Annotated in this window: 17 protein-coding genes; 4 read left to right on the forward strand and 13 right to left on the reverse strand. The window is 62.9% G+C overall.

Annotated features, from left to right (window positions below; translation table 11 throughout):
• Positions 1-43 precede the first annotated feature (43 nt).
• Both E4631_RS10800 and E4631_RS10805 read right to left on the reverse strand, forming a co-directional pair.
• A complete protein-coding gene (locus E4631_RS10800; protein ID WP_133655401.1) occupies positions 44-928 on the reverse strand; it encodes a DUF2806 domain-containing protein in 885 nt (294 codons plus the stop codon).
• A gap of 118 nt (positions 929-1,046) precedes the next feature.
• Entirely contained in the window at positions 1,047-1,700 is a 654-nt protein-coding gene (locus E4631_RS10805) for an MOSC domain-containing protein (protein WP_133655400.1), read from the reverse strand.
• A gap of 75 nt (positions 1,701-1,775) precedes the next feature.
• On the opposite strand from E4631_RS10805, the gene E4631_RS10810 reads away from it, so the two are divergent.
• Positions 1,776-3,233, forward strand: a complete 1,458-nt coding sequence (locus tag E4631_RS10810) for a carotenoid oxygenase family protein (RefSeq protein ID WP_133655399.1) — start codon at positions 1,776-1,778, stop codon at positions 3,231-3,233.
• Between the two features lie 98 nt (positions 3,234-3,331).
• On the opposite strand, the gene E4631_RS10815 is transcribed toward E4631_RS10810, so the two are convergent.
• Entirely contained in the window at positions 3,332-4,756 is a 1,425-nt protein-coding gene (locus tag E4631_RS10815) for a polysaccharide lyase family 1 protein (RefSeq protein WP_133655398.1), read from the reverse strand.
• A gap of 184 nt (positions 4,757-4,940) precedes the next feature.
• Between E4631_RS10815 and E4631_RS10820 the strand changes: the two genes are divergently transcribed.
• A complete protein-coding gene (locus tag E4631_RS10820; RefSeq protein WP_166647909.1) occupies positions 4,941-5,591 on the forward strand; it encodes a YoaK family protein in 651 nt (216 codons plus the stop codon).
• Positions 5,592-5,599: 8 nt separating this feature from the next.
• On the opposite strand, the gene E4631_RS10825 is transcribed toward E4631_RS10820, so the two are convergent.
• From E4631_RS10825 to E4631_RS10870, 10 genes are all read right to left on the reverse strand, one after another.
• Complete coding sequence (locus E4631_RS10825; protein ID WP_133655396.1) at positions 5,600-8,194, reverse strand: DUF5916 domain-containing protein; 2,595 nt, start codon at positions 8,192-8,194, stop codon at positions 5,600-5,602.
• Between the two features lie 99 nt (positions 8,195-8,293).
• Positions 8,294-9,163 (reverse strand): DUF4097 family beta strand repeat-containing protein, encoded by an 870-nt coding sequence (locus tag E4631_RS10830; RefSeq protein WP_133655395.1) that lies wholly within the window; start codon positions 9,161-9,163, stop codon positions 8,294-8,296.
• Between the two features lie 44 nt (positions 9,164-9,207).
• Complete coding sequence (locus E4631_RS10835; RefSeq protein ID WP_166647908.1) at positions 9,208-9,981, reverse strand: DUF4097 family beta strand repeat-containing protein; 774 nt, start codon at positions 9,979-9,981, stop codon at positions 9,208-9,210.
• Between the two features lie 154 nt (positions 9,982-10,135).
• Complete coding sequence (locus tag E4631_RS10840) at positions 10,136-11,038, reverse strand: HEAT repeat domain-containing protein (protein ID WP_133655393.1); 903 nt, start codon at positions 11,036-11,038, stop codon at positions 10,136-10,138.
• Between the two features lie 66 nt (positions 11,039-11,104).
• The gene (locus E4631_RS10845; RefSeq protein WP_133655392.1) at positions 11,105-11,719 is read right to left on the reverse strand and encodes an RNA polymerase sigma factor; all 615 of its coding nucleotides are present in this window, start codon (positions 11,717-11,719) and stop codon (positions 11,105-11,107) included.
• Between the two features lie 128 nt (positions 11,720-11,847).
• Positions 11,848-14,238, reverse strand: coding sequence for a M56 family metallopeptidase (locus E4631_RS10850; protein WP_133655391.1), 2,391 nt, complete (start codon positions 14,236-14,238; stop codon positions 11,848-11,850).
• Positions 14,216-14,644: a BlaI/MecI/CopY family transcriptional regulator gene (locus E4631_RS10855; RefSeq protein ID WP_133655390.1), complete on the reverse strand. Its 429-nt coding sequence runs from the start codon at positions 14,642-14,644 to the stop codon at positions 14,216-14,218. Before E4631_RS10855 ends, E4631_RS10850 begins: the two co-directional genes overlap by 23 nt.
• 212 nt (positions 14,645-14,856) lie before the next feature.
• Positions 14,857-15,231, reverse strand: a complete 375-nt coding sequence (gene folB, locus E4631_RS10860; RefSeq protein ID WP_133655389.1) for a dihydroneopterin aldolase — start codon at positions 15,229-15,231, stop codon at positions 14,857-14,859.
• 158 nt (positions 15,232-15,389) lie between these two features.
• On the reverse strand, positions 15,390-16,457 hold the full coding sequence (locus tag E4631_RS10865; RefSeq protein WP_133655388.1) for a DivIVA domain-containing protein: 1,068 nt from the start codon (positions 16,455-16,457) through the stop codon (positions 15,390-15,392).
• Between the two features lie 128 nt (positions 16,458-16,585).
• Positions 16,586-17,506: a WD40 repeat domain-containing protein gene (locus tag E4631_RS10870; protein WP_133655387.1), complete on the reverse strand. Its 921-nt coding sequence runs from the start codon at positions 17,504-17,506 to the stop codon at positions 16,586-16,588.
• Positions 17,507-17,696: 190 nt separating this feature from the next.
• Between E4631_RS10870 and E4631_RS10875 the strand changes: the two genes are divergently transcribed.
• Positions 17,697-18,383: a 4'-phosphopantetheinyl transferase superfamily protein gene (locus E4631_RS10875; protein ID WP_133655386.1), complete on the forward strand. Its 687-nt coding sequence runs from the start codon at positions 17,697-17,699 to the stop codon at positions 18,381-18,383.
• A gap of 63 nt (positions 18,384-18,446) precedes the next feature.
• Positions 18,447-19,010: a redoxin domain-containing protein gene (locus tag E4631_RS10880; protein ID WP_133655385.1), complete on the forward strand. Its 564-nt coding sequence runs from the start codon at positions 18,447-18,449 to the stop codon at positions 19,008-19,010.
• Positions 19,011-19,031: the final 21 nt, after the last annotated feature.

The raw sequence follows: 19,031 nt of genomic DNA on the forward strand, positions 1-19,031 counted from the left end.
GGAATCTTCGGGGATAAGTTTTGAATTGCTGAATATTAAGTAACTATTTTATAACTTCTGTTATTATATGATTATGCTCCCACACTTTGAAAGTATATTCTACTACTTTTTCATCTTGCACTGGCTGGCAAACTAAAGCCAATTCATCGCCTAATTTTGTGAGAATAATTTTACCAATTGAAACTCCTCTATCCTTTTCGCTAGCATCAGAATCAGACTTACATTTTATTTCATATACTCTTCCTAAATATGAGAAAGTATTGCAATTTTTCAGCAATGAATAACTATTGCTAAACATTCCTGATTGAAATTTTATCAATCCAATGTCTTCAAGGTGTTGAAATTGGTTGAATGATATTTTTATGGGTAAATCTTCGCTTTCTATCTTAAATATTACAGGGGTCATACTTCCATTTTCATTATACCAACCGTATGAACATAATAGCCTAAAATCTTCAGCATCCTTTTGAGACATAGAAGATAGAAAATTTATAGTTCTATGCGAAAAAGAACCTGGACTATTAGCCTCACCCGCCAACACCTGCGCCCAGAGTTTTTGCATTTCTTCATTCGAAATTAATCGACACTTATCAAAAAAATTGGCAAGCCAATCATTGTCCATTTCTTCCGGTTTAGCATCCGCTTTAATATTTGGTAATGCTTTAATTATTGCTGCTTCAATATTTTGTTGATTACGCACCTCTTCAGCAGCGACACGAAGTGCAGCTCGCTGCTGTATTTCGGCAATCTTTCCATCTCCTTCGGCCTTAATTACAGAAGCATCCATCTCTGCTGATGCTACTCTGCGGAGTTGCCACGGTTTTAGCCCACCTTCAATTGCGGCAGAAACTTTCTCTATAAACACGGATGCCGGATTACCTGCCACGGCAGCTGTGAGCAAGCCTAAGATTCCCTCAGTTGGAGTCATAAATATGCGATTACATTACTTCATGCAAGTTATCACGCAGATGTAATCTTCCAGCAAACTAAAAGAAAATGCAGTCAGTCTATAGAGGTATTGAACCCTTTCCTATCCCACCCGGCTATTAGTCTAGCGGAGTAGACTTGGTCAACAGAGCACTTAGCCGCTGCTGCCAGGAAGCAGACAAATAAGGCGTGGCCTGCAGCGACCGTACCTTCTCCAAATCATGCGGGCCGGGCGCGAGGCAGTCCGCCATATCCTGAATGGTAGCCGCAAAGGCTGAACGCTGCACCAGCGTAATAGCATCGCCGGCCTGCAACGTGCCGGGCTGCTGCACCCGAAAGTAGATGCCGCTGCGGCGCGCCAGCTCGAATTCGCGCACGATGCCCGGCCGCGCCAGACGGATACCCAATTTGAAGCAGGGCTGGCGGGGCTGCACAGCCATGAGCACTGCCGTACCGAGCTGGAAGCAGTCGCCCACGCGCACCTCCGTTTCGAGCAAACCCCGCGTGGTCAGGTTTTCGCCGAAGGCACCGGGTACTAGCTGGGCGGGGGGTAGGAGCTGCCGCCAGTAGTCCCAATGCTCCTGCGGGTAGGCGTACACCGCTTTGTCGGGGCCACCGTGCACGCGCAGGTCGGCCTGGCCATCGCCGGCCAGGTGCTGGGCCAGCATGGCTACCGGGCCCGCCACGGGCTGCTTGAAGATACTGGTGCGGATGGTTTTGCCCTGCCACGCCACATCTTGCGGCAGGGCGGTATTGACGGAGATGAGCTGCATGGCGCGAAGTACGGGCGCGGGTGTCACTTATTGCGGCCGGCGCTCGTTAGCTGCGCGCACCCTAGCCCGCGCCCAATGCCCGTTCGCCACTACCCTACCCTGCTCACTTACCTGGAAGGCAACCGCCGCCGCACGCCCGAATTTGATGATGTGGCGCTGGAATTGGTGGAGGGCGCCCTACCTCCCGATTTGGTGGGCACGCTGCTGCGCAACGGCAACGGCCACTTTGAGCAGCACGGCGTGCTCTACGACCACCTCTTCGATGGCGATGGCATGGTGGCGCGGTTTCGCTTTGATGGCCAGCGCGTAACCTACCGCAACCGCTACGTGCGCACCGACGAGTTTGTGGCCGAAGAAGCCGCCGACAAGATGCTCTACCGCAGCTTCGGCACCAATTTGCCGGGCGGGCTTCGGGCCAATTTTGGCAAAACGCAGTTTAAAAATACTGCCAATACCAGCCTCATCGAGCACGGCGGCCACCTGCTGGCGCTGTGGGAAGGCGGCCTACCCCACGCCCTCGACCCCGAGTCGCTGGCCACGCTGGGCCGCTTCGACTACGGCGGGGTGCTGCGCAATCCGTTTGGCTGGCTCGACCGGCGCATCACGCCCGAAATGCCCTTTTCGGCCCACCCCAAGGTGCACCCCACCACCGGCGTGCTGCACAACTTCGGCACCGTGGCGGGCAGCAAGCACCGGCTGGTGCTCTACGAAGTGAGCCCGGCCGGCGCGGCGCGCGTGGCCCACGTGCTGCCACTGGCCGACGCTCACTTCGCCCACGACTTTGTGCTGACGGCCAGCGGGCACCAGATTTTCTTCCTCACGCCAGTGGCGTTTGATGTGTTTCGGGCTTTCGCGGGGCTGACCTCGCCGGCGGCTTCCATTAAGGTCGATACGGGCCAGCCGACCCAGATTGTGGTGGTGGCCCCCGACGGCACCGTGCACCGGCTGCACACCGCGTTTGGCTTCGCCTTTCACTTCGTGAATGGCTACCAGGACGCCGACGGCACGCTGGTAGTCGATGCGCTACTGCTCGGCAACTACCCCGATTCGGCCGCCATCAAGGCCTACTTGGCCGGCAACCTGCCCGACGACCAGCCGCAGGCGCGGTTCGTGCGCTTCCGCCTCGACCTGGTGGCTGGCGCCGTGACGCGGCAATCATTGGGCGACTGCGAGGGCGAGCTGCCCGAGATTCACCCCGGCCACCTGGGCCAGCCCTACCGCTACACCTGGACCATCGGGCGGCCCGCCAGCTCGCCCCTACCCCTGCTCGACCACCTGCTTAAGCTCGATGTGCACACCGGCGAGGTGCGCCACGCCCACGCGCCCGACACGCTGTGCAGCGAGCCCGTGGTGGTGCCGCGTGCCGGCTCGACCCGCGAGGACGACGGCTACCTGGCCTACCTGCGCTTCGATGCCAGCACCAGCACCACCGACCTACTCGTGGCCGACGCCGCCGACCTGCGCACGTTGGCCCGGCTGCGGCTGCCGCATAATATTCCGCTGGGCTTTCATGGGCTGTGGCAGAAGGGATAAGTTATTGCCTTTCCAGCGCAGCCGCTCACCCCCTATCCCCCTCTCCACGGGAGAGGGGGATAGGGGGTGAGGTGAACGCGAATGGCGAACCGTCTACGCTACTGGCCCGCCAATTCAGCCAGATACACTTCCAGCATAGGATAGCCGCCGGGGCCAATTTTACCGCGGTCAGCCGCGTCCTTAGGGTTCAGCTTGTGGGCGGTTTCCCAGGCGTCGGGCAGGCCGTCGTGGTCGGTATCGGGGGGGGTAGGGCCGGCTTTCAATACGGGCCAAGCCTTTTGCGAAACTTCGTAGGGCGTGCCGTGGGCGTAGCCGCCCTGCACGTCGATAATGCGGCCAGTGCGGGTGCGCACCTCGCGCACCATGCGCTGGTCGAGGGTGTCGCGCAGGGGGCGGCTGGCACCGGCTTTCTCCAGCACCAGGTTGTAGGCTTCCTGAGCGGGCTGGGTGCTGACGGGGCCGAGGTCAAAAGGCGTGGTGACTTTCGAGAGGGCCGTATCGGCGCGGGTACCGTCGTTCATGTCTACGCCGCGCCAGTTGTGGGCGGTTACTTCGGCGCTGGCCTCCTGGTAGTTGCCGGTGACGTAGAATTTGCCGTAGGGCAGCGGGTTGCTGCCTTTTTCGAGCTTGTAGGGGTTCAGCAGGCGGGCGCGCACGGCGGGCTTGGTACTGGGACCGGGCTTATAGTAGTTGTTGACAATGTTGTAGTTACCGCCCTCACCAGCATACACGTTATTCTCACCCCAGTCGTAAATGACGTTGTTGCGGAAGTCACAGTTTTCGAAGCCCGCCGGGTGGGTGTAGCGGCTGCCGTTGAAGCGCGGCGTGCGGCTGTTGCAGTGCACAAACAGGTTGTGGTGCATGCTGCTGTGCTGCCCGCCCCAGATGCCGCCGTAGCCGTGGTGCTCATAATCCTTGTCGCCTTCCTCAAAGTGATACGAGTAGTTGAGCGGCGGCCCGATGAGGTTCCAGCTCAGGGTCGTGCTGTCGCCCTCGTACACCGAAAACGCCTCGTCGGTGCTCCAGCTCATCGAGCAATGGTCGATGATGAGCTGATGGTTGCGGTTGCCGCCGAAGGCATCGTCGCCGCCAGCGCCATCCTTGAAGCCCTGGTTCTGGTTCTTGTCGCCCATGCGAAACCGCACGAAGCGCACTATCACGTTGTTGGCGTGCACCGTCACGGGGTAGTCGGCCAGGCAAATGCCGCCGCCGGGGGCCGTTTGGCCCGCGATAGTCGTGTTGGGCTTATTGATAGTCAGCGGTGAAAGCAGGTGAATGGTGCCCGCCACCCGAAACACGATGGTGCGCGCCGGGGCTTTTTTGGCACTGAGCTGCACGGCGTAGCGCAGGCTGCCGGGCAGGTTATCATCTTTCAGATTCGTGACTTCGAGCACCGTGGTAGGCATGGCCGCCGTGCCGCGCCCACCCGTGGTGAAGCGCCCTGCTCCCTCGGCGCCGGGGTAGGCCAGCAATGGCGCGGGTGCCGCCGGCTCGCCGGGGTGCAGGGCCCAGCTAGTGGCCATTGTGGTTAATAAAAACGCGTGGCGCAGTCCAAAACCTAACAGCATACAATTCGGAACAAAAAGGGTGGGAAGCCGCAAATATGCCCCGCCTGCGCAGCCAATGCGCCCGTGCCCGCGCTTTTCTTTGCGCAATCGTTGTCGGCAACGTTGCCGAGCGTCCGCGCCGGTTTGTTGCTTTCGCCCCATGCCTACCCCCGCTCCTACCCCGCCTGCGCTTCCTTTGCCGGCGCTCAGCTTTACGCTGGCGCTGGTGGCGCTGGCCGGCTACGTCGATGCCGTGAGCTACCTGCGGTTTGCGGGGTTATTCGTGTCGTTTATGAGCGGCAACACCACGGCGCTGGGCGTGGCCGTGGCTCATGAAAACGCCGCCAAGGCCGGCGAAGTGGACGGCGTGATAACCCTGTTTGTGGCGGGCGTGGCCGGGGGCAGCCTGCTGCACCGCCGCGCCGGCGCGTGGGGCAATACCCTGATTTTGATTTTAATAGCCGCCTTGCTCTTGCTGGCCCACTTCCTACCCCCCGCCGCCATCGCCAGCCTCGTGCTGGCCATGGGCGCACTCAATGCCAGCGTGCACCAGGTGGGGAGCGTCAAAGTCAGCCTCACCTTCGTGACGGGCACACTCGTGCGCTTTGGCACGGGCCTGGCCGACTGGCTCAGTGGCGCCGCCCCGGCCCAGGACTGGCTGTGGCCCGTGGCGCTGTGGCTGGCATTTGGGGCTGGGACGCTGGGCGGCGGCGCAGCCTGGCTGCACTGGCTGCCGGGCGCCCTACCCCTCGCCGCTGGCCTCAGCCTGGCGCTGGCCACGGTGGCCCGGCGCGTGGGCGGCGTGCGGTAGCCGGGGTCTTACCCCCTGCTGCGCGCCCGTAGACTCAGGTAATCAAGGTAATACAAGACCTTAATAGACACGTTATTATTGTGCGGCGTGTTGGCCACGTTGGTAAGGTTATCAAAATAGAGGGGGGTAGCCTCGTTGCCGAGCAGGTACGAGGCGGTGGCGTCTTTATACACCAGGCTTACCTGCGAGCCGGGCGCAAACCACCACACCAGCGCGGCATCCACGTTGAAAGCGTTGAAGCTGGTGTCGTGGCTGCGCTGGTAGCCGGGCAGCAGCTCCTCGACCCCGCCAGGGTGCAGGCGGGCAAAGTCGAGGTAGTGCACCGTGCTCACGTAGTGCCGCACGCGCATCGTGAACGAGAGCCGGTTGGTGAAGGTGTAGTTGGTAGTCAGCGTGTTGGTGAACGTGGACACGCGGCGGCGGCCCAGCAGCACGTCGGGGCCCAGCAGGTCGCTGTAGAGCTGGTCGATGGGCTGGCTCAGGTCGAAGCCATCGTTTACGTAGCCTATCTGATTCACCTTCAGGCTATAATCAAACGAATAGCGAAAGTTCAGCTTGTCACTCACCCGGTAGCGCGGGCTCAGGGTAAGGCCGAAGCCGTAGCGGCGCGGGCGCTCAAAACGGTCGTCGAGGGCGTAGGGCCGGATGCCGATGTTCACGTCGTAGGCCAGCTTCTTGCGGTAGTCCGACGAGGCGTAGTAGCCTAGGTTGAAGCTGGTGGGCACCCGCACGAAGTAGCCGCCCAGCGGCGCGGTGCGCGGCTCGTAGTAGTCGTGCTTGGCCAAGTCCAGGTTTAGGTTAAACCCGGTCGATAAGAAGCTCTTGGTGAAGGTGGTACTGAGGCTGCCGTAGATGCCCGCATCTTGATACAGCAGCGGCCGGAACAGCAGCGACTGGTACGCGCCCAGCGTGGTGTAGAGGTTGTTCACCTTCCAGAAGGGCTCGTACTTGTTGTAGTTGACGGTGGCCGACTGGCTCACGTTGTTGTTGCCAAACAGGATGCCCAGGTCGTTGGGGTTGTAGGTATCCGACTCGATGCCGTGGTCCACGTTCCAGGTCCAGTTGCCCGAAATCTTGCCGTAGTTGAGGTAGTACTTGTAGCCGTTCTGGTCGCTCACCGGCGTTTCGGAGTACAGGTTTTTACCGCGCCGCTGCGAATAGTTGAGCTGGCCGTTGAAGGCATACTGGTTCTTTTTATCCACAAAGCGAAACAGGCCGGCCGTTACGTTGGCGTCGTAGGCCGTGCCGACGCGCGTCACGTTGGTGTTGATGAGCGACACGTACGAATTGTGGGGTAGGCTCTGGTCGAGCACCACAATGTTGTAGTTGGTCAGCGGCTGGGTCAGCAGCTCGCGCTGGCGCCCGCTGGCCGAGTCTTGCAGGGTAGCGTAGCTGGCCGCCGACACCGCATTGAACACCCCAATGCCCAGGCCCTTGCTGGTGCGGCCCGACACCTTGGTGGCATTAATGAGCCGCGTCACGCCGGGGTTTTGGTACAGAAACTCGCCCTTGGCCAACTGCCCTTCCGCGTCGCCAAACCCCAGCGGCTGCGCCCCTACCCGCCGCGAATAGAACAAGCCGCCCTTGTTAAACAGCTCGGTGCCCTCGGTGAAAAATGGCCGGTTTTCCTGGTACTGCACCTCGAAGGGCGACAGGTTAAGTACCTGGTTATCACTGATAGTCTGGCCAAAGTCGGGTATCAGCGTGGCGTCCAGCGTGAAGCTCTCGTTGATGCCCCATTTGATGTCGGCGCCGGCGTTGAAGCTGGTGCTGGTGTTGCGCTTGCCCTCCAGGTCGTAGGGGTAGTGGTTGGCGTAGGCGCTCACGTAGGGCGTGAGCGAAAGGCGCAGCGGCGGGTGCAGGTTTTCGAGGCTGGTGAGCTCGCCCCACTGGTTCACGAAGCCATCGACGCTGGGCTGAATAGCGTTCCAGAAAAACTGCTGGTTGCTGGCCTTACGCTGGCGCATAAAATTGACGCCCCAGGTTTGCACTGGCGCCTGCGCAAACCGGATGGCCGAGTACGGAATCCGGATTTCGACGCTCCAGCCTCGGCCGTCGGGCAGCGGGGCCACATGGCTTTCCCACACCGCGTTCCAGGCGCCGTCTTCGCCATTGGCGGGCGAGTAGCGGGTGTCCATCTGCACGCCGGTGCTCATCACGAAAAACCCGTAGCCGTTGAGGTGGTCGCGGTACGGGTCCAGAAACAGCGCGAAAAAGTCGGTATTGCCCACGTTGTCGCGCTGCGTCAGCTCCCGCTTGATGCTGTCGGGCCTTGTTTCTATCATCTTGGCACCCACGTACATAGCCGCGTCGTCGTAGAGCACGCGCACCTCGGTGGGTAGGCGCTCGGGCCGGCCGGGGCTGGGCCGCCGCTCAATGAACTGGCTGGCTACCGGGGCCGCCTGCCAGGCCGCATCGTCGAGCAGGCCGTCGATTTTGAGGGGGGTAGCGGGGCGCTGGGCTGCCAGCTGGCGGCGCGGCATGGCGGTGGCAGCCGCCGCGCCGGTCAGGCTCTTTTGGGCGACTACCCGCGGGGGGCCGGCCAGGTAGAGGCAGCCCAGCAGCAGGCCAAAAAGCAGCCGCTTAGCTTGAACAAACAACATGATGGGTGGGTGAAGCAGAAGCACAATCGGGCCATAGACGCTTGGCCAATGCCAGCCGTTGTCTAGCTCCGCGACTATTTTTTTATTCTTCTCTACGTCCTATTTATCTTTCCTGAAAAATACGTCACCGCTCACTGATTCCAGCTTTACGAGCGGGCCGGTGCCATTGCCGTAGCTGCCGTGCAGCTCGTAGCCCACGTAGGTGCGCTGCTTCAGGTTGCTGAAGCTCACGGCCGGGTCGGCGTACACTTCGCCCGTCACGGTGTGCAGGCTCAGGCGGGCGGCCTGGGCGGGGGGCCAGGTCAGGTCCACGTTACCACTCACGCTTTTGGCTTCTATCGCATTGCCGCTGAGGTTATTCAGCTTCACGTCGCCGCTCACACTGCGCACCGTTACGGCCCCGGCAAGGGCGCTCAGCAGCAGGTCGCCGCTCACGGTTTTGGCCGCGATGGTCCCGCTCAGGCCGCTCAGGTCGATGTCGCCGCTGAGGGTGTTGATGCGCAGGGCCGCGCCGGCGGGCACCGTCACCTCGTAGTCGATTTTCATGCAATAGCTGTACTCGCCTTTGTGGTAGCTCACGGTGGGCCGCATCCCGCCTGTCTTGCTAGAGCGGGTGTAGCCGCCGTGCACGCCGCCGCCGGAGTTATTGCGGCTACCCCCCTCGCAATCACCAGTATAGTGGCTTTCGCGCAGCTTGTCTTCGTCCAGCTTTTCAACCACGCTCAGCTCGGCGCCATCCTTTTCCAGCGCCAGGTTGTAGAGGTCGTTTTGCTGGTTGTCGTTGATGCTGACCTTGGCCTGCACACTTAGGCTGGCCCCCGGCCGCACCCGGATAGTGTGGGCAAATTTTAGGTCTAGAAACACGCCCTGGCCGGCAGCCAAAGTAGCGGTTTGGGTCACGAGGCGCTGGGCCTGGGCCGAAGTCCAACTGCCCAGCAGTAGCCCGGCGGCGAGTAAAAAGCGGTTCATAAAAAAGCGCGTTAAACTGAATTTAAAGACTTTATTTAACTGATTTACTTGGCTTTGCGCACAAAAATGTCGCCGCTAATAGTCTTGAGCGAGAAGGTGGCGCCGCCGCCGTTGGCGCGGCCCTCCACCGTTTGGCCGCCCACGTGGCGCAGGCCGTTGCCGCCGCCTAGGTTGAGGTCGAAATCGGTGTAGATTTCGCCCGAAATCGAGCGCATCGAGAGGCTCACCTTGGCCGAGGGGGGTAGGGTCACGTCCACGTCGCCGCTCACCGAAGTCACGGCGCTGGGCTGCGTCGGCGTGGCGCTAAACTGCACCTTAATATCGCCGCTGATGGTGTTGGCCACCACCGGGCCGCTCACGTTCAGCAGCCGGATATCGCCCGATTTGAGGCTAACCTCGATGCGGCCGGCCAGGTCGCGCAGCGTCAGGTCGTCGGAGCCGCCCCAAGTAATCTGCTCAAACGACACGTCGGTTTGGCGCGGTAGGCGCACCGTGTACCGGTCGTCGCCGTGCGTGAGGCCCGTGATGCGAATGGTATTATTATCGCCCGGCACCACCGACACGCCCAGGCGGGTATTGTCGCTGGCCCCGCCGCTGTAGATGGCGCGCAGGCCGTTGGCCAGGGCCGGCGGTGCCTCGTAGTGGCCCGAGCCGCGAATCAGTAGCTCGTCGCCGTCATAGCCCTCCACCGTCACGTCGGAGCCGCGCATGTCGAGCACCACTTTACGGTTGGTCGCGCTGGTAAATTTCATTTTGAATTCCTGAGCGCGCAGGGCGGCCGGCAGGGCCAGCAGGAGGAGAAGAGCTATTTTTTTCATAATAAGACGAAGGCAAAGCGGGCGTAATAGAAGGTTGTCATGGCGAGCGAAGCGCGGCAATCGCATCCGAACGATGGACGAACAAGCGGCGTGGGTGTCGTTCTGGGGCGATTGCCGCGCTTCGCTCGTCATGACAATCGCCTCCTGGCATTCATTAAATCAACTGACCCAAGCCGCTCTCGGCCTGCTGGCGCACGGCGGGCAGCGCATCGGGCTTTTTGGCCAGCTGTTCGAGGCCGGGCACGGCGCGTTTTTCGCGCAGCGTCACCAGGGCGTCGATGAGGGTAATCTGCACGTTGGGGTCGGTCTGGAGGGGTAGGGCTTCTACCAGGGCGGGGCCCACGCGGGGGTCGGCGCGCAGGCGCACCAGGGCCTCGCAGGCGGCCAGCCGCACGCTGGGGTTGGGGTCGGTGTCGAGGGTGTGGATGAGGGTGAGCACGGCCGGGTCGTTGGGCTCCGTCACCAGGGCCGGGGCCTGGCTCACCAGTTGCAGGCGCTGGCTGGCCGTGGCCGGCTGCTGCCGGGCGGCGGCCAGCTTCATGGAGAGCGTTGGCTGCTCCGCCGGGGTATTTTGGGCCAGCGGCGCGGTGGGCTGGCCGCCGCGCAGCAGCAGCCCCAGCACCGCCCCAATGGCTACCAGCGCCACGCTGGCCGCAATGCGGAGCCAGGTAAACGTAGCGCGTTGGTCGCTATTCGTTGTGGGCTGCGCGTGGCTGGTGGCTGGTGGCGCAGTAACCACCGGTAGCGGCTGCGCACCACGCTGCATGGTCAGGCCGGTGGGCGAAGCTGCGGCCAGCTTCGCCTTTTCCTGCTCCAGCATGGCCTGGAAGTCGTCGCGCATCGCCAGGGGCGGCAGTTCGGGGGGTAGGGCGTCGAGGTCGTTGAAGAGCTGGCGCAATTCGGCCAGCTCGGCCTGGCAGGCGGGGCAAGTGGGCAGGTGCGCGGCCAGGTGGGCCACCGCGGGCGGCAGTGGCTGGCCCTCGGCCATCTCGGGAAGCCAGAGCCGCAGCTCGGCGCAAGCCGGGTCGGTGGGTGGAAGATTGTTAGAGAAGCTCATTGTTAATTGTTAATTGTTAATTGTTAATTGTTAATTGTTAATTGTTAATTGTTAATTGTTAATTGTTTAGCTCAAATAAATCTTACGTAGGGCATCCAGCGCGCGGTGGGCTTTTACGCGGGCGGCGCCGGCGGTGCAGCCCAGCTGCTCGCCGATTTCGGCGTAGTCGAAGCCCTGGAAGCGGTGTAGCACCAGCACCTCGCGCTGGGCGGCGGGCAGCAGGGCCAGGGCTTCGTGCAGGGCCTGGTGCTGGTCGGTGGCGGCGCGCTGGGCGTGGGCGGCGCGGCCGTGGCTGGCCGTTTTTTCGACCTCTTCCAGGTCGGCGGTGGGGCGCTGGCGCTGGTAGTGGTCGGACCACACGTGGCGGGCCATCTGGTAAACCCAGGCCCGAAACGGCTGGCCCGGCTGGTAGCTGGTACGGTAGCGCAGCACCCGCACGAATACGTTCTGGGTTAGGTCCTGGGCCAGGTCGCGGTCGCCATTAGCCAGGCGGGCCAGGAAGCCAAACAGCGGCCCGTGGTAGCGCTCAAACAGCCCGGTTAGCTGGTCGAGGTCGCCGGCTTGCACCTGGGCCATCAGGGCTTCATCGCTGAACGTGGGGGCGGAGACGGCGGGCATCCGGGCGGCGGTAAGGTGGTCGGTAGTAAGGGGGTTTGTAGGGAGTACCGGCGGGGTGGCCATACGTTACATTGGGGAGTAAAATAATTTACAAAAAGACAATAAACGGCCGCGCCGGGCACAAAAAAGCGGGCCAGCCATCTGCTTTCCAGACGACCAACCCGCAATTCATTACCCTAGCAACCAATCAGTTAATTCTCATTCACAGTAATGTTAAACGTCGAGGTTTTGCCCTTGCCACTGGCCGGCTGGTCCAGCAGCTGGCGGTAGCGCGCCACCTGGGCCGGCGTGAGGGCCTGGCCATTCACCTTGCCCCCCTTGTCGGTGAGCTGGAAAGAAAAGCTGCGGTCGTTCTTGCCAATCAACCCATCGCTGCGCAGCGCGGCGCGTAGCTCTGCCGTTTTGGGAGCGGCCGGGGCCGGTGGGGGTGGCGGCGTCTGCGGCATCATTGGCGCCAATGGCGCACGCGGGGCGCGAGGGGGGGTAGGCAGGCGGGGGCCCCGGCTCTCACTGCGCTCCAGGGCCCGCAGCTCGGCGGCATCGGCGGCCAAGCGGGCGCGCAGCTCGGCGCGGCGGGCGGCTAGCTCGGCGCGGTCGCCCTCGCGGTTGGCCTGCTCGGCGGCGCGGTCGGCTTGGGCAGCATCGCGGTCGGCTTGCTCAGCGGCCCGGTCGGCCTCGGCGCTTTCCTGAGAATCTGACTTATAGACTTTCATCTTGCCATTTTTTATATAAAAACGGGGATGAGGTGAATGGGCGGCGCCACTGGTTACCACCCGGGCTTGCACATCGTAGCGCACGTGGCGGCGAGCGGTGTTGCGGTCATTATCGGCTATGCCATCAATATCCAGGTGCAGCTCGCGCAGCATGGGGCGCACATCTACTTTCACGCCCTGCTTCCGCACGCGCGCCAGCTCCCGCTCTATCTCGCGGCGCTGCTCGGCGTTGAGGTTGGGGTCGCGCAAGGTTTCGTTCAGGGCCTGCTCAGCGGCCCGGCGCGCCTCGCCGTCCAGGCCGGTCGCGGAGAAATTAAAGCTGAATGACCGATGCTCGGGACGCTCGGGGCGTTCGGACATTTCGATGCGTTCTAGTCGCTCCATGCGTTCCGGGCGCTCAGGTACGCGCACTACTTCTACGGTGCGCACGGCCTTGGCACGCTTGGCTTTTTTGCCGGGGGTAGCGGTTTCGATGGGCTGGCCGTCCACAGTCAGGCGCACGATGCGGCCTTTCTTGTCTTTCTCCATAACGACTGTGCTAGCCTCGCCACGGCGCGGAGGTACCGGACGCAGGCGGCGCAGACGCGGCGCCGAGGCGGCATCATCTACTTCCACTTGCACCGTGCGTTCCAGGCGCGTCGGCGCGTCGGCCGGCGCGGGAGGTAGCGGGGGCGCGGGAGGCAGCGGCGGCAGCACCACCACGCGGCGCGCCGTATCGGCCGAACTAGCGGCCGGTACTGTTTGGTTGGGCACCGTTTGGGCGGGGCGAGCCGCCAGCACTACTCCGGTACTCAGGCCTAGCAAGCCCAGTAGCGTGAGCGAGCCGGCCAGCAGCCGCTCGTTCAAGGTGGGCGCCTGGGGCCGGTTGAGGGCCAGCCGGCGCACCCGCGCCAGCAGCGAGCCGCGCCCGCCACCCGCCGCGGCCAGCGCCAGGCGCGGCACCGAGGTAGCGGCCGTTTCGAGTTCGGCCAGGGCGGCCAGGGCGCGGGCCACCCGCAGGCGGTCGCCGCCGCAGAGGTCCGCGGCCTGGTCATCGCAGCAGTTTTCGCGTTCGGCCCGCAGGCAATGCGCCATAAACCACACCGCCGGATGGTAGAAAAATAGCACCTCGGCCACCGCCAGGCCCAGGTTCAGCAAATAGTCGCGCCGCACAATGTGGGCCAGCTCGTGCGCCAGCAGCGCTTCCAGCAAACTCGGGCTGAGGCCCGCTACCGCGCCCAGCGGCAGCAGAATTACCGGGCGCAAGTGCCCCAGCACCAACGGCCCCGCCACCCGCGCCGATTCCAGCAAAGCCACCGGCCGGCGCAGGCCCGCACGACTCGCCAGCGCCGCCAGGCGCTGCTGCCACTCGGCCCCCAGCGCCTGGGTACCCGCCCGGCGCAGCCGGCCCGCGTAGAGCAGGCCGCCCGCCAGTCGGCCGCTCATCAGCAGCAAACCCAGCAGCCAGGCAATTACTACCATGGGCAGGTAACGCTCTATCTTACTGCCAGATAGTTGCAACCAGGCCAGCGACTTGGCTGGCGTGCTGCTGGCGTACGTTGCGGCGGCGGGCATCGCCCCTACCCCCTCCGTAACGACCGCAGCCGGCTGGCTCGCCGCGTAGGCTGCGGCCACTGGCGCGGCCCCGACGGGCGGCGCGCTGTAGTAATACCAGCTAAACGTGAGCCCCACAGCCAGCACCAGCGTGCCCAGCGCGCCGGCCGACACGGCGTAGCGCAGCTCGGCGCGCTGGCGGCGCAGCAGCGGCAGCACGCCCGTCAGCAGCAGCGCCAGCACCCCGCCCTGCCACAGCGAATGCAGCAGCGCAAACCCTACCCCCCGCACCAGCGCGGGCGATACGACATCGTTAAACAGCGGGAGCGTTGTCATCGGAAGGAGAAGGTGAAGAGTTAGCATTCTGAATCTCAATGTCATTGAGCAAGCGGCGAATCTGGGCCACCTCATCGGCCGAGGTTTTGCGGTTGCCCAGCGCCTGCATCACCAGCTTCAGGGCCGAGCCGCCGAAGGTGGCGGCCACGAACTTATCGAGCAGCAGCCCCTGGGTGTCTTGCTCGCGCACGGCGGCCCGGTACACGTGGCTGCGGCCTTCGTCGTCGCGGCTCACTAGGCCCTTTTCTAGCATCAGCTGCATGATTTTTAGGGTCGTGGTATAACCGATTTCGCGCTGCTGGCTCATCTGCTCGTTCACGGTGCGCACCGTGGCGGGGCCGTGCTGCCAGAGCACGTGCAGAATCTCCAGTTCCGAATCCGTAGGTTTTGGGGGCGCTTTAGGCATGAGTCAGGCGAGGAAAAGTTCAGTACGAATTATTTCGTAGACCAAAGGTTATACGAGAGACTTCGTAATTGCAAAAACAATGTACGAAATTTATCGTAATAAGACGCAAACTCCTAGTAGTCAGCGAAATTATTTTTATTTGCGTCTCACTAGCTTGACATACAAATTGGAGAGTCGCGACCCCTCGCGGCGCTCCAATTCTTACGTGCGGCTTAAGCTCCTACCCCCACTTTGCGCTTGCGCACCAGCGTTACGCGCGCCCGCTGGCAAATGCCGCCCAGCGGCGGATTGAACTTCGACACGCTCACCTCAGCCCGGCGCACCTGCCCAAACTCCTGCATCACGCGGTCGAGAATGCGGTGGGCCAGGTGCTCAAGCAGGCGCGCGGGGTGCTGCATTTCTTCGAGCACCATGCGGTAGAGCACCTCGTAGTTCACGGTTTCGGCCAGCTTGTCGGAGGCGCCGGCGGCGTGCAGGTCCGTCTTAAGATGAAGGTCGATGCCGTACTTATTGCCGATTTTCTGCTCCTCATCATAGTAGCCGTGGAAGGCAAAAAACTCCAGTCCTTCAAGTGCAATTTGTCCCATTTGTCTAAACCGCGGATTTATCGGATTCGTCGGATTAATCGGATTTTGGGGACGAATGCTTGCCGTAGTAGGCCGTAAAAGTAAAGGGCTGCCCGCTGGGCAGCCCTTTCTACGTCTCCAAAATCCGACGAATCCGGTTAATCCGATAAATCCGCGGTCTAGATTTCGTCAAAGAATGATTTTTCTCCTACCGGCTCCAGCTGAGTAGATTGAGTGGGTTGAGCTGCCTGAGCCTTCATGCCGGGATGCGTCATGGGCTCGGGCTGCTGAATTTCGGGGCGGCTGGGGCCGATGGGCTGAATCTCGGGGCGCGTGGGCTCCACATAGGGCGCGGGCGGCGAAGGTACCGTTTCGGGGCCGGGCTGGTCGATGTGCGGAGCGGGCGCGATGCCGGGGTTTTCGCGCGGAGCCTGCGGGCGCTCGATATCGGGCGTGGGCGACTGGCCGGGGTCGGGCTGCTGGCCGGGCTTGGGGTTGTAGGCGGTGGGGCTGGTGGCCGCGCCGGGGGTAGGCTGCGCGGTGCGAGCCGCGGGCGCGGAGCCATTGGCGGCGGCAGGGGGGGTAGGCGCCACGGCGGCGGCCGTAGAGCGGGCAGAATCGGTGGTGACGTTCATGGCGGGGGCGGGGCTAGGTTCGGGCGCCGGCGCATCGGCCGGCCGCTTTACCTGTACGCTCGCGGCCCGCGAAAGGATGGCCGCCGGCGCATTTTTGGGGCGGGCGCGGGCACGCTCCACTTTTTCCAGCGCGTCGGAGGCCAGGTGGTGCAGGTCGCGCACCAGGGTATCGAGCTGCTGCTCGAGGCGCTGGCACTCCTGGCCCAGGCCAGTGACTTCCTTCTGCATGTCGGCCACGGTTTTTTCGGCCGTTTGGTAGGCTTCTTCCACGATGGTGCGGGAGCGCTGGCGGGCTTCGGCCAGAGTTTGCTCGGCCAGCAGCTGGGCCTCGCGGCGGCGCAGGTCGGCATCGCGCTGGGCCTGCTCGGTGATGGCGTTGCCGGTATCCTCGGCCGTTTTGAGGGTGCGGTAGAGCGACGATTCCACCTCGCGCATCTTCTGCACGTCCTGCTGGGCGTGCTCCAGCTTGAGGCGCAGCTCGCGGTTTTCATCGCCCATGCGCTCCCACTGCTGCGACACCATGTTCAGGAAGGCCTGCACTTCGTCCTTATCCACGCCCCGGAAGGACTTTTCAAATGTTTTCTGCCGAATATCGAGGGCGGTGATTTTCATTGTCTTAAGCTGTTAGCTATTAGCTGCTAGCTGTTAGCTTTTTTGAATTAATTGAAAGCGGACCGGAATGCTACGTCTGAACGAAAAAGCTAACAGCTAGTAGCTAATAGCTTAAAACAGCTAATGGCTCAAATAACCTGCCACACGGCCAGGCTGCGGTCATCGCTGCACGAAACTAGCCGCTGCTGGGTGCCCGGCCAAACCAGCTTATTCACCGAGGTGCCATGGCCGGCGGCCCGCGCCTTGTCCAGCACGCGCAGCAGCGCCAGGCTGGTGGGGTCCCAGATTTTAATGCTTTTATCGAGCGAGCAGCTGGCCAGGTAGCGCCCATCGCCGCTGAAGGCCAAGTGGTTGATGGCGTACATGTGCGCTACTACGCTGTCGAGGAGGGGGTAGCCGTCGTGGGCGGCGTAGCGGCGCAGGTGGGCGTCGCGGCCCGCCGCCAGCAGGTGCTGGCCATCGGGCGAGTAGGCCACGGTAAAAACGGAGTTGGTGGCATCGGTGAGCGTCGTTTTAACCAGCAGCGAGTCAAGGTCGAGAATATAGGTTTTCCAATCCGACGCGCCCACGGCCAGCTCGCCCCGGCTCTCGTGCAGGGCCAGGCAGCGCAGGCTTTTGTCGCTGAGGCGCAGCAGGTGTTCGAGCCGAAAATCATCGCCGTGCAGCACGGCCAGCGTGCCATCGCCCAGGGCGCAGTACACGCGCTGCCGGCTCTCGGAGTATACCAGGTCGAAGATGGCGACCGGGGGTAGGGCCGTGGCAAAAGCCAGCGTCCGGGTCTGCAAGTCAATGGCTTGCACGCCCTGGAAGTTGTGGCCCAGCAGCAGCAGCCCACGCGCCGGCAGCTCACGCAGGGCATACACCGAGTTTTCGACCCGCGCCAGCAATTCCCCGTCGGCCTCGGGCCGGGTGCTGTCCCAGGCCACTACCATGCCATCGGCGCTACCCGAAAAAACCTGGTCGGCGCCGGGCCGGCCAGCCAGCGCGTACACCGCGTCGGAGTGGCCCGCCAAGGTGCCGAGGCGAGTAGCGGTGGGACGGTGGAGCATAGTAAAAAAGTGCGGTAAGCTTTAGCTTGCCGTGAACAGCGTAGGGTAGGCTTTAGCCTGCCGAAAGAGACGAAGGTAGTACCGACCTTTGCGGCACCGGGCGAGGCAGGGTAATCCAGCGTACTAAAAACTGCCTCGCGGCAGGCTAAAGCCTACCCCACCCGGCAAGCTAAAGCATCCCGCACACCCCATGCCGCTTCATTCTCTCACGCCCCTGCCCGGCGGGGTCACGCTGGGCCGCTGGCACCTCACCGAAACGCCCGCCGCCCTCTGGCCCCAGCTCGCCGATGCGCCCACCTACGCCCCGCTGCTGCCCGCCCGCGCCGATGGCCCGCGCCAGGCGCAGTGGCTGGCCGGCCGGCTGCTGGTGCAACGGCTGCTGGCCGCGGCCGGCGCGCCCCCGCTGCGCTTACGCAACGACGAGGCCGGCCGGCCCTTTCTGGAGGGGGTAGGGCCCGCGCCGGCCGTGTCGCTCTCGCACTCGGGCGAGTGGGTGGCGGCGCTGCTGGCCCCGCCCGGCACGGCCCTGGGCATTGACGTAGAAGTAGTGCGCGATAAGGCCCAGCGCATTGCCCGCAAGTTTCTCAACGAGCGGGAATTAACTGATATAGCATACGCATCCCTACCCCCCCTGCCTGGCGTCGAGCCGCGCCACGAGCTGTTCAGCCTGCTCTGGAGCGCCAAGGAAACGCTCTTTAAGCTGGCCGGCCGGCGCGGCATCCTCTTCCGCGAAAATCTGCTGCTCGACCTGCCTTCCGGCACCTGGCCCCAGCCCGGCACGCTGCCTGCGCGGCTGCACCTGGCAGGCAGCAGTTCCCGGCACCAGGTTTGCTATCTTCGGCCGGTAGCGGGCTACGTGCTCACCTACTGCTACTAGTTTTTACGTACTTCCAGCCAGCGGGCCGACCCGCCTTTTTCCTTGGTTTTTTCTACCCTTGCCATGTCTTTTCGCAAACTCCCGGTTCTGCTGGCAGCCGCCCTGCTGCTGGCTACCGTTACGCTGGGCATCGCCCGCGCCCAGGGCACGGTGGGTGATTTTACCGTGCAAAAATCCGGCGGCGGCAGCACCTCGCTCAGCGCCTACAATGGCCAAAAAGCAGTAGTAGTGGTGTTTATGAACCCCGCCTGCGCCTACACCCGCCTCTACCAGGAGCGCCTGGCGTCCCTGCAAAGTGCCTACGGCGGCCGGGGCGTGCAGTTTATGTTCGTCAACGTGCCCATCAACCTCGATGCGGCCGAGGGCAGCGGCGGCTCATTGGCCACTTTCACCGACGACGGCGCGGCCAGCGCGGCCCTCGGCGTGAGCAAAACCACCGAGGCCGTGGTGCTCCAGCCCGCCGGCTCGGGCTTCGCGGTACGCTACCGCGGTGCCATCGACGATAACCCCCAGATTGCCAGCGGCGTGCAGCAGCACTACCTCCAGCAGGTACTCGATAACGTGCTGGCTGGCCGCCCCGCCGGCGTGGCCGACAAGCGCGCCGCCGGCTGCCTCATTAAGCGGTAAATGGGTAAGTGAGTAGTTGAG

Origin of the sequence: Hymenobacter sp. UV11 (assembly GCF_004684095.1) — a bacterium.
GTDB lineage: Bacteria > Bacteroidota > Bacteroidia > Cytophagales > Hymenobacteraceae > Hymenobacter.

Coding starts and splice junctions, on each gene's coding strand:
- E4631_RS10800 (WP_133655401.1), bottom strand. CDS start 928: ATGACTCCAACTGAGGGAATCTTAGGCTTGCTCACAGCTGCCGTGGCA.
- E4631_RS10805 (WP_133655400.1), bottom strand. CDS start 1,700: ATGCAGCTCATCTCCGTCAATACCGCCCTGCCGCAAGATGTGGCGTGG.
- E4631_RS10810 (WP_133655399.1), top strand. CDS start 1,776: ATGCCCGTTCGCCACTACCCTACCCTGCTCACTTACCTGGAAGGCAAC.
- E4631_RS10815 (WP_133655398.1), bottom strand. CDS start 4,756: ATGGCCACTAGCTGGGCCCTGCACCCCGGCGAGCCGGCGGCACCCGCG.
- E4631_RS10820 (WP_166647909.1), top strand. CDS start 4,941: ATGCCTACCCCCGCTCCTACCCCGCCTGCGCTTCCTTTGCCGGCGCTC.
- E4631_RS10825 (WP_133655396.1), bottom strand. CDS start 8,194: ATGTTGTTTGTTCAAGCTAAGCGGCTGCTTTTTGGCCTGCTGCTGGGC.
- E4631_RS10830 (WP_133655395.1), bottom strand. CDS start 9,163: ATGAACCGCTTTTTACTCGCCGCCGGGCTACTGCTGGGCAGTTGGACT.
- E4631_RS10835 (WP_166647908.1), bottom strand. CDS start 9,981: ATGAAAAAAATAGCTCTTCTCCTCCTGCTGGCCCTGCCGGCCGCCCTG.
- E4631_RS10840 (WP_133655393.1), bottom strand. CDS start 11,038: ATGAGCTTCTCTAACAATCTTCCACCCACCGACCCGGCTTGCGCCGAG.
- E4631_RS10845 (WP_133655392.1), bottom strand. CDS start 11,719: ATGGCCACCCCGCCGGTACTCCCTACAAACCCCCTTACTACCGACCAC.
- E4631_RS10850 (WP_133655391.1), bottom strand. CDS start 14,238: ATGACAACGCTCCCGCTGTTTAACGATGTCGTATCGCCCGCGCTGGTG.
- E4631_RS10855 (WP_133655390.1), bottom strand. CDS start 14,644: ATGCCTAAAGCGCCCCCAAAACCTACGGATTCGGAACTGGAGATTCTG.
- folB (WP_133655389.1), bottom strand. CDS start 15,231: ATGGGACAAATTGCACTTGAAGGACTGGAGTTTTTTGCCTTCCACGGC.
- E4631_RS10865 (WP_133655388.1), bottom strand. CDS start 16,457: ATGAAAATCACCGCCCTCGATATTCGGCAGAAAACATTTGAAAAGTCC.
- E4631_RS10870 (WP_133655387.1), bottom strand. CDS start 17,506: ATGCTCCACCGTCCCACCGCTACTCGCCTCGGCACCTTGGCGGGCCAC.
- E4631_RS10875 (WP_133655386.1), top strand. CDS start 17,697: ATGCCGCTTCATTCTCTCACGCCCCTGCCCGGCGGGGTCACGCTGGGC.
- E4631_RS10880 (WP_133655385.1), top strand. CDS start 18,447: ATGTCTTTTCGCAAACTCCCGGTTCTGCTGGCAGCCGCCCTGCTGCTG.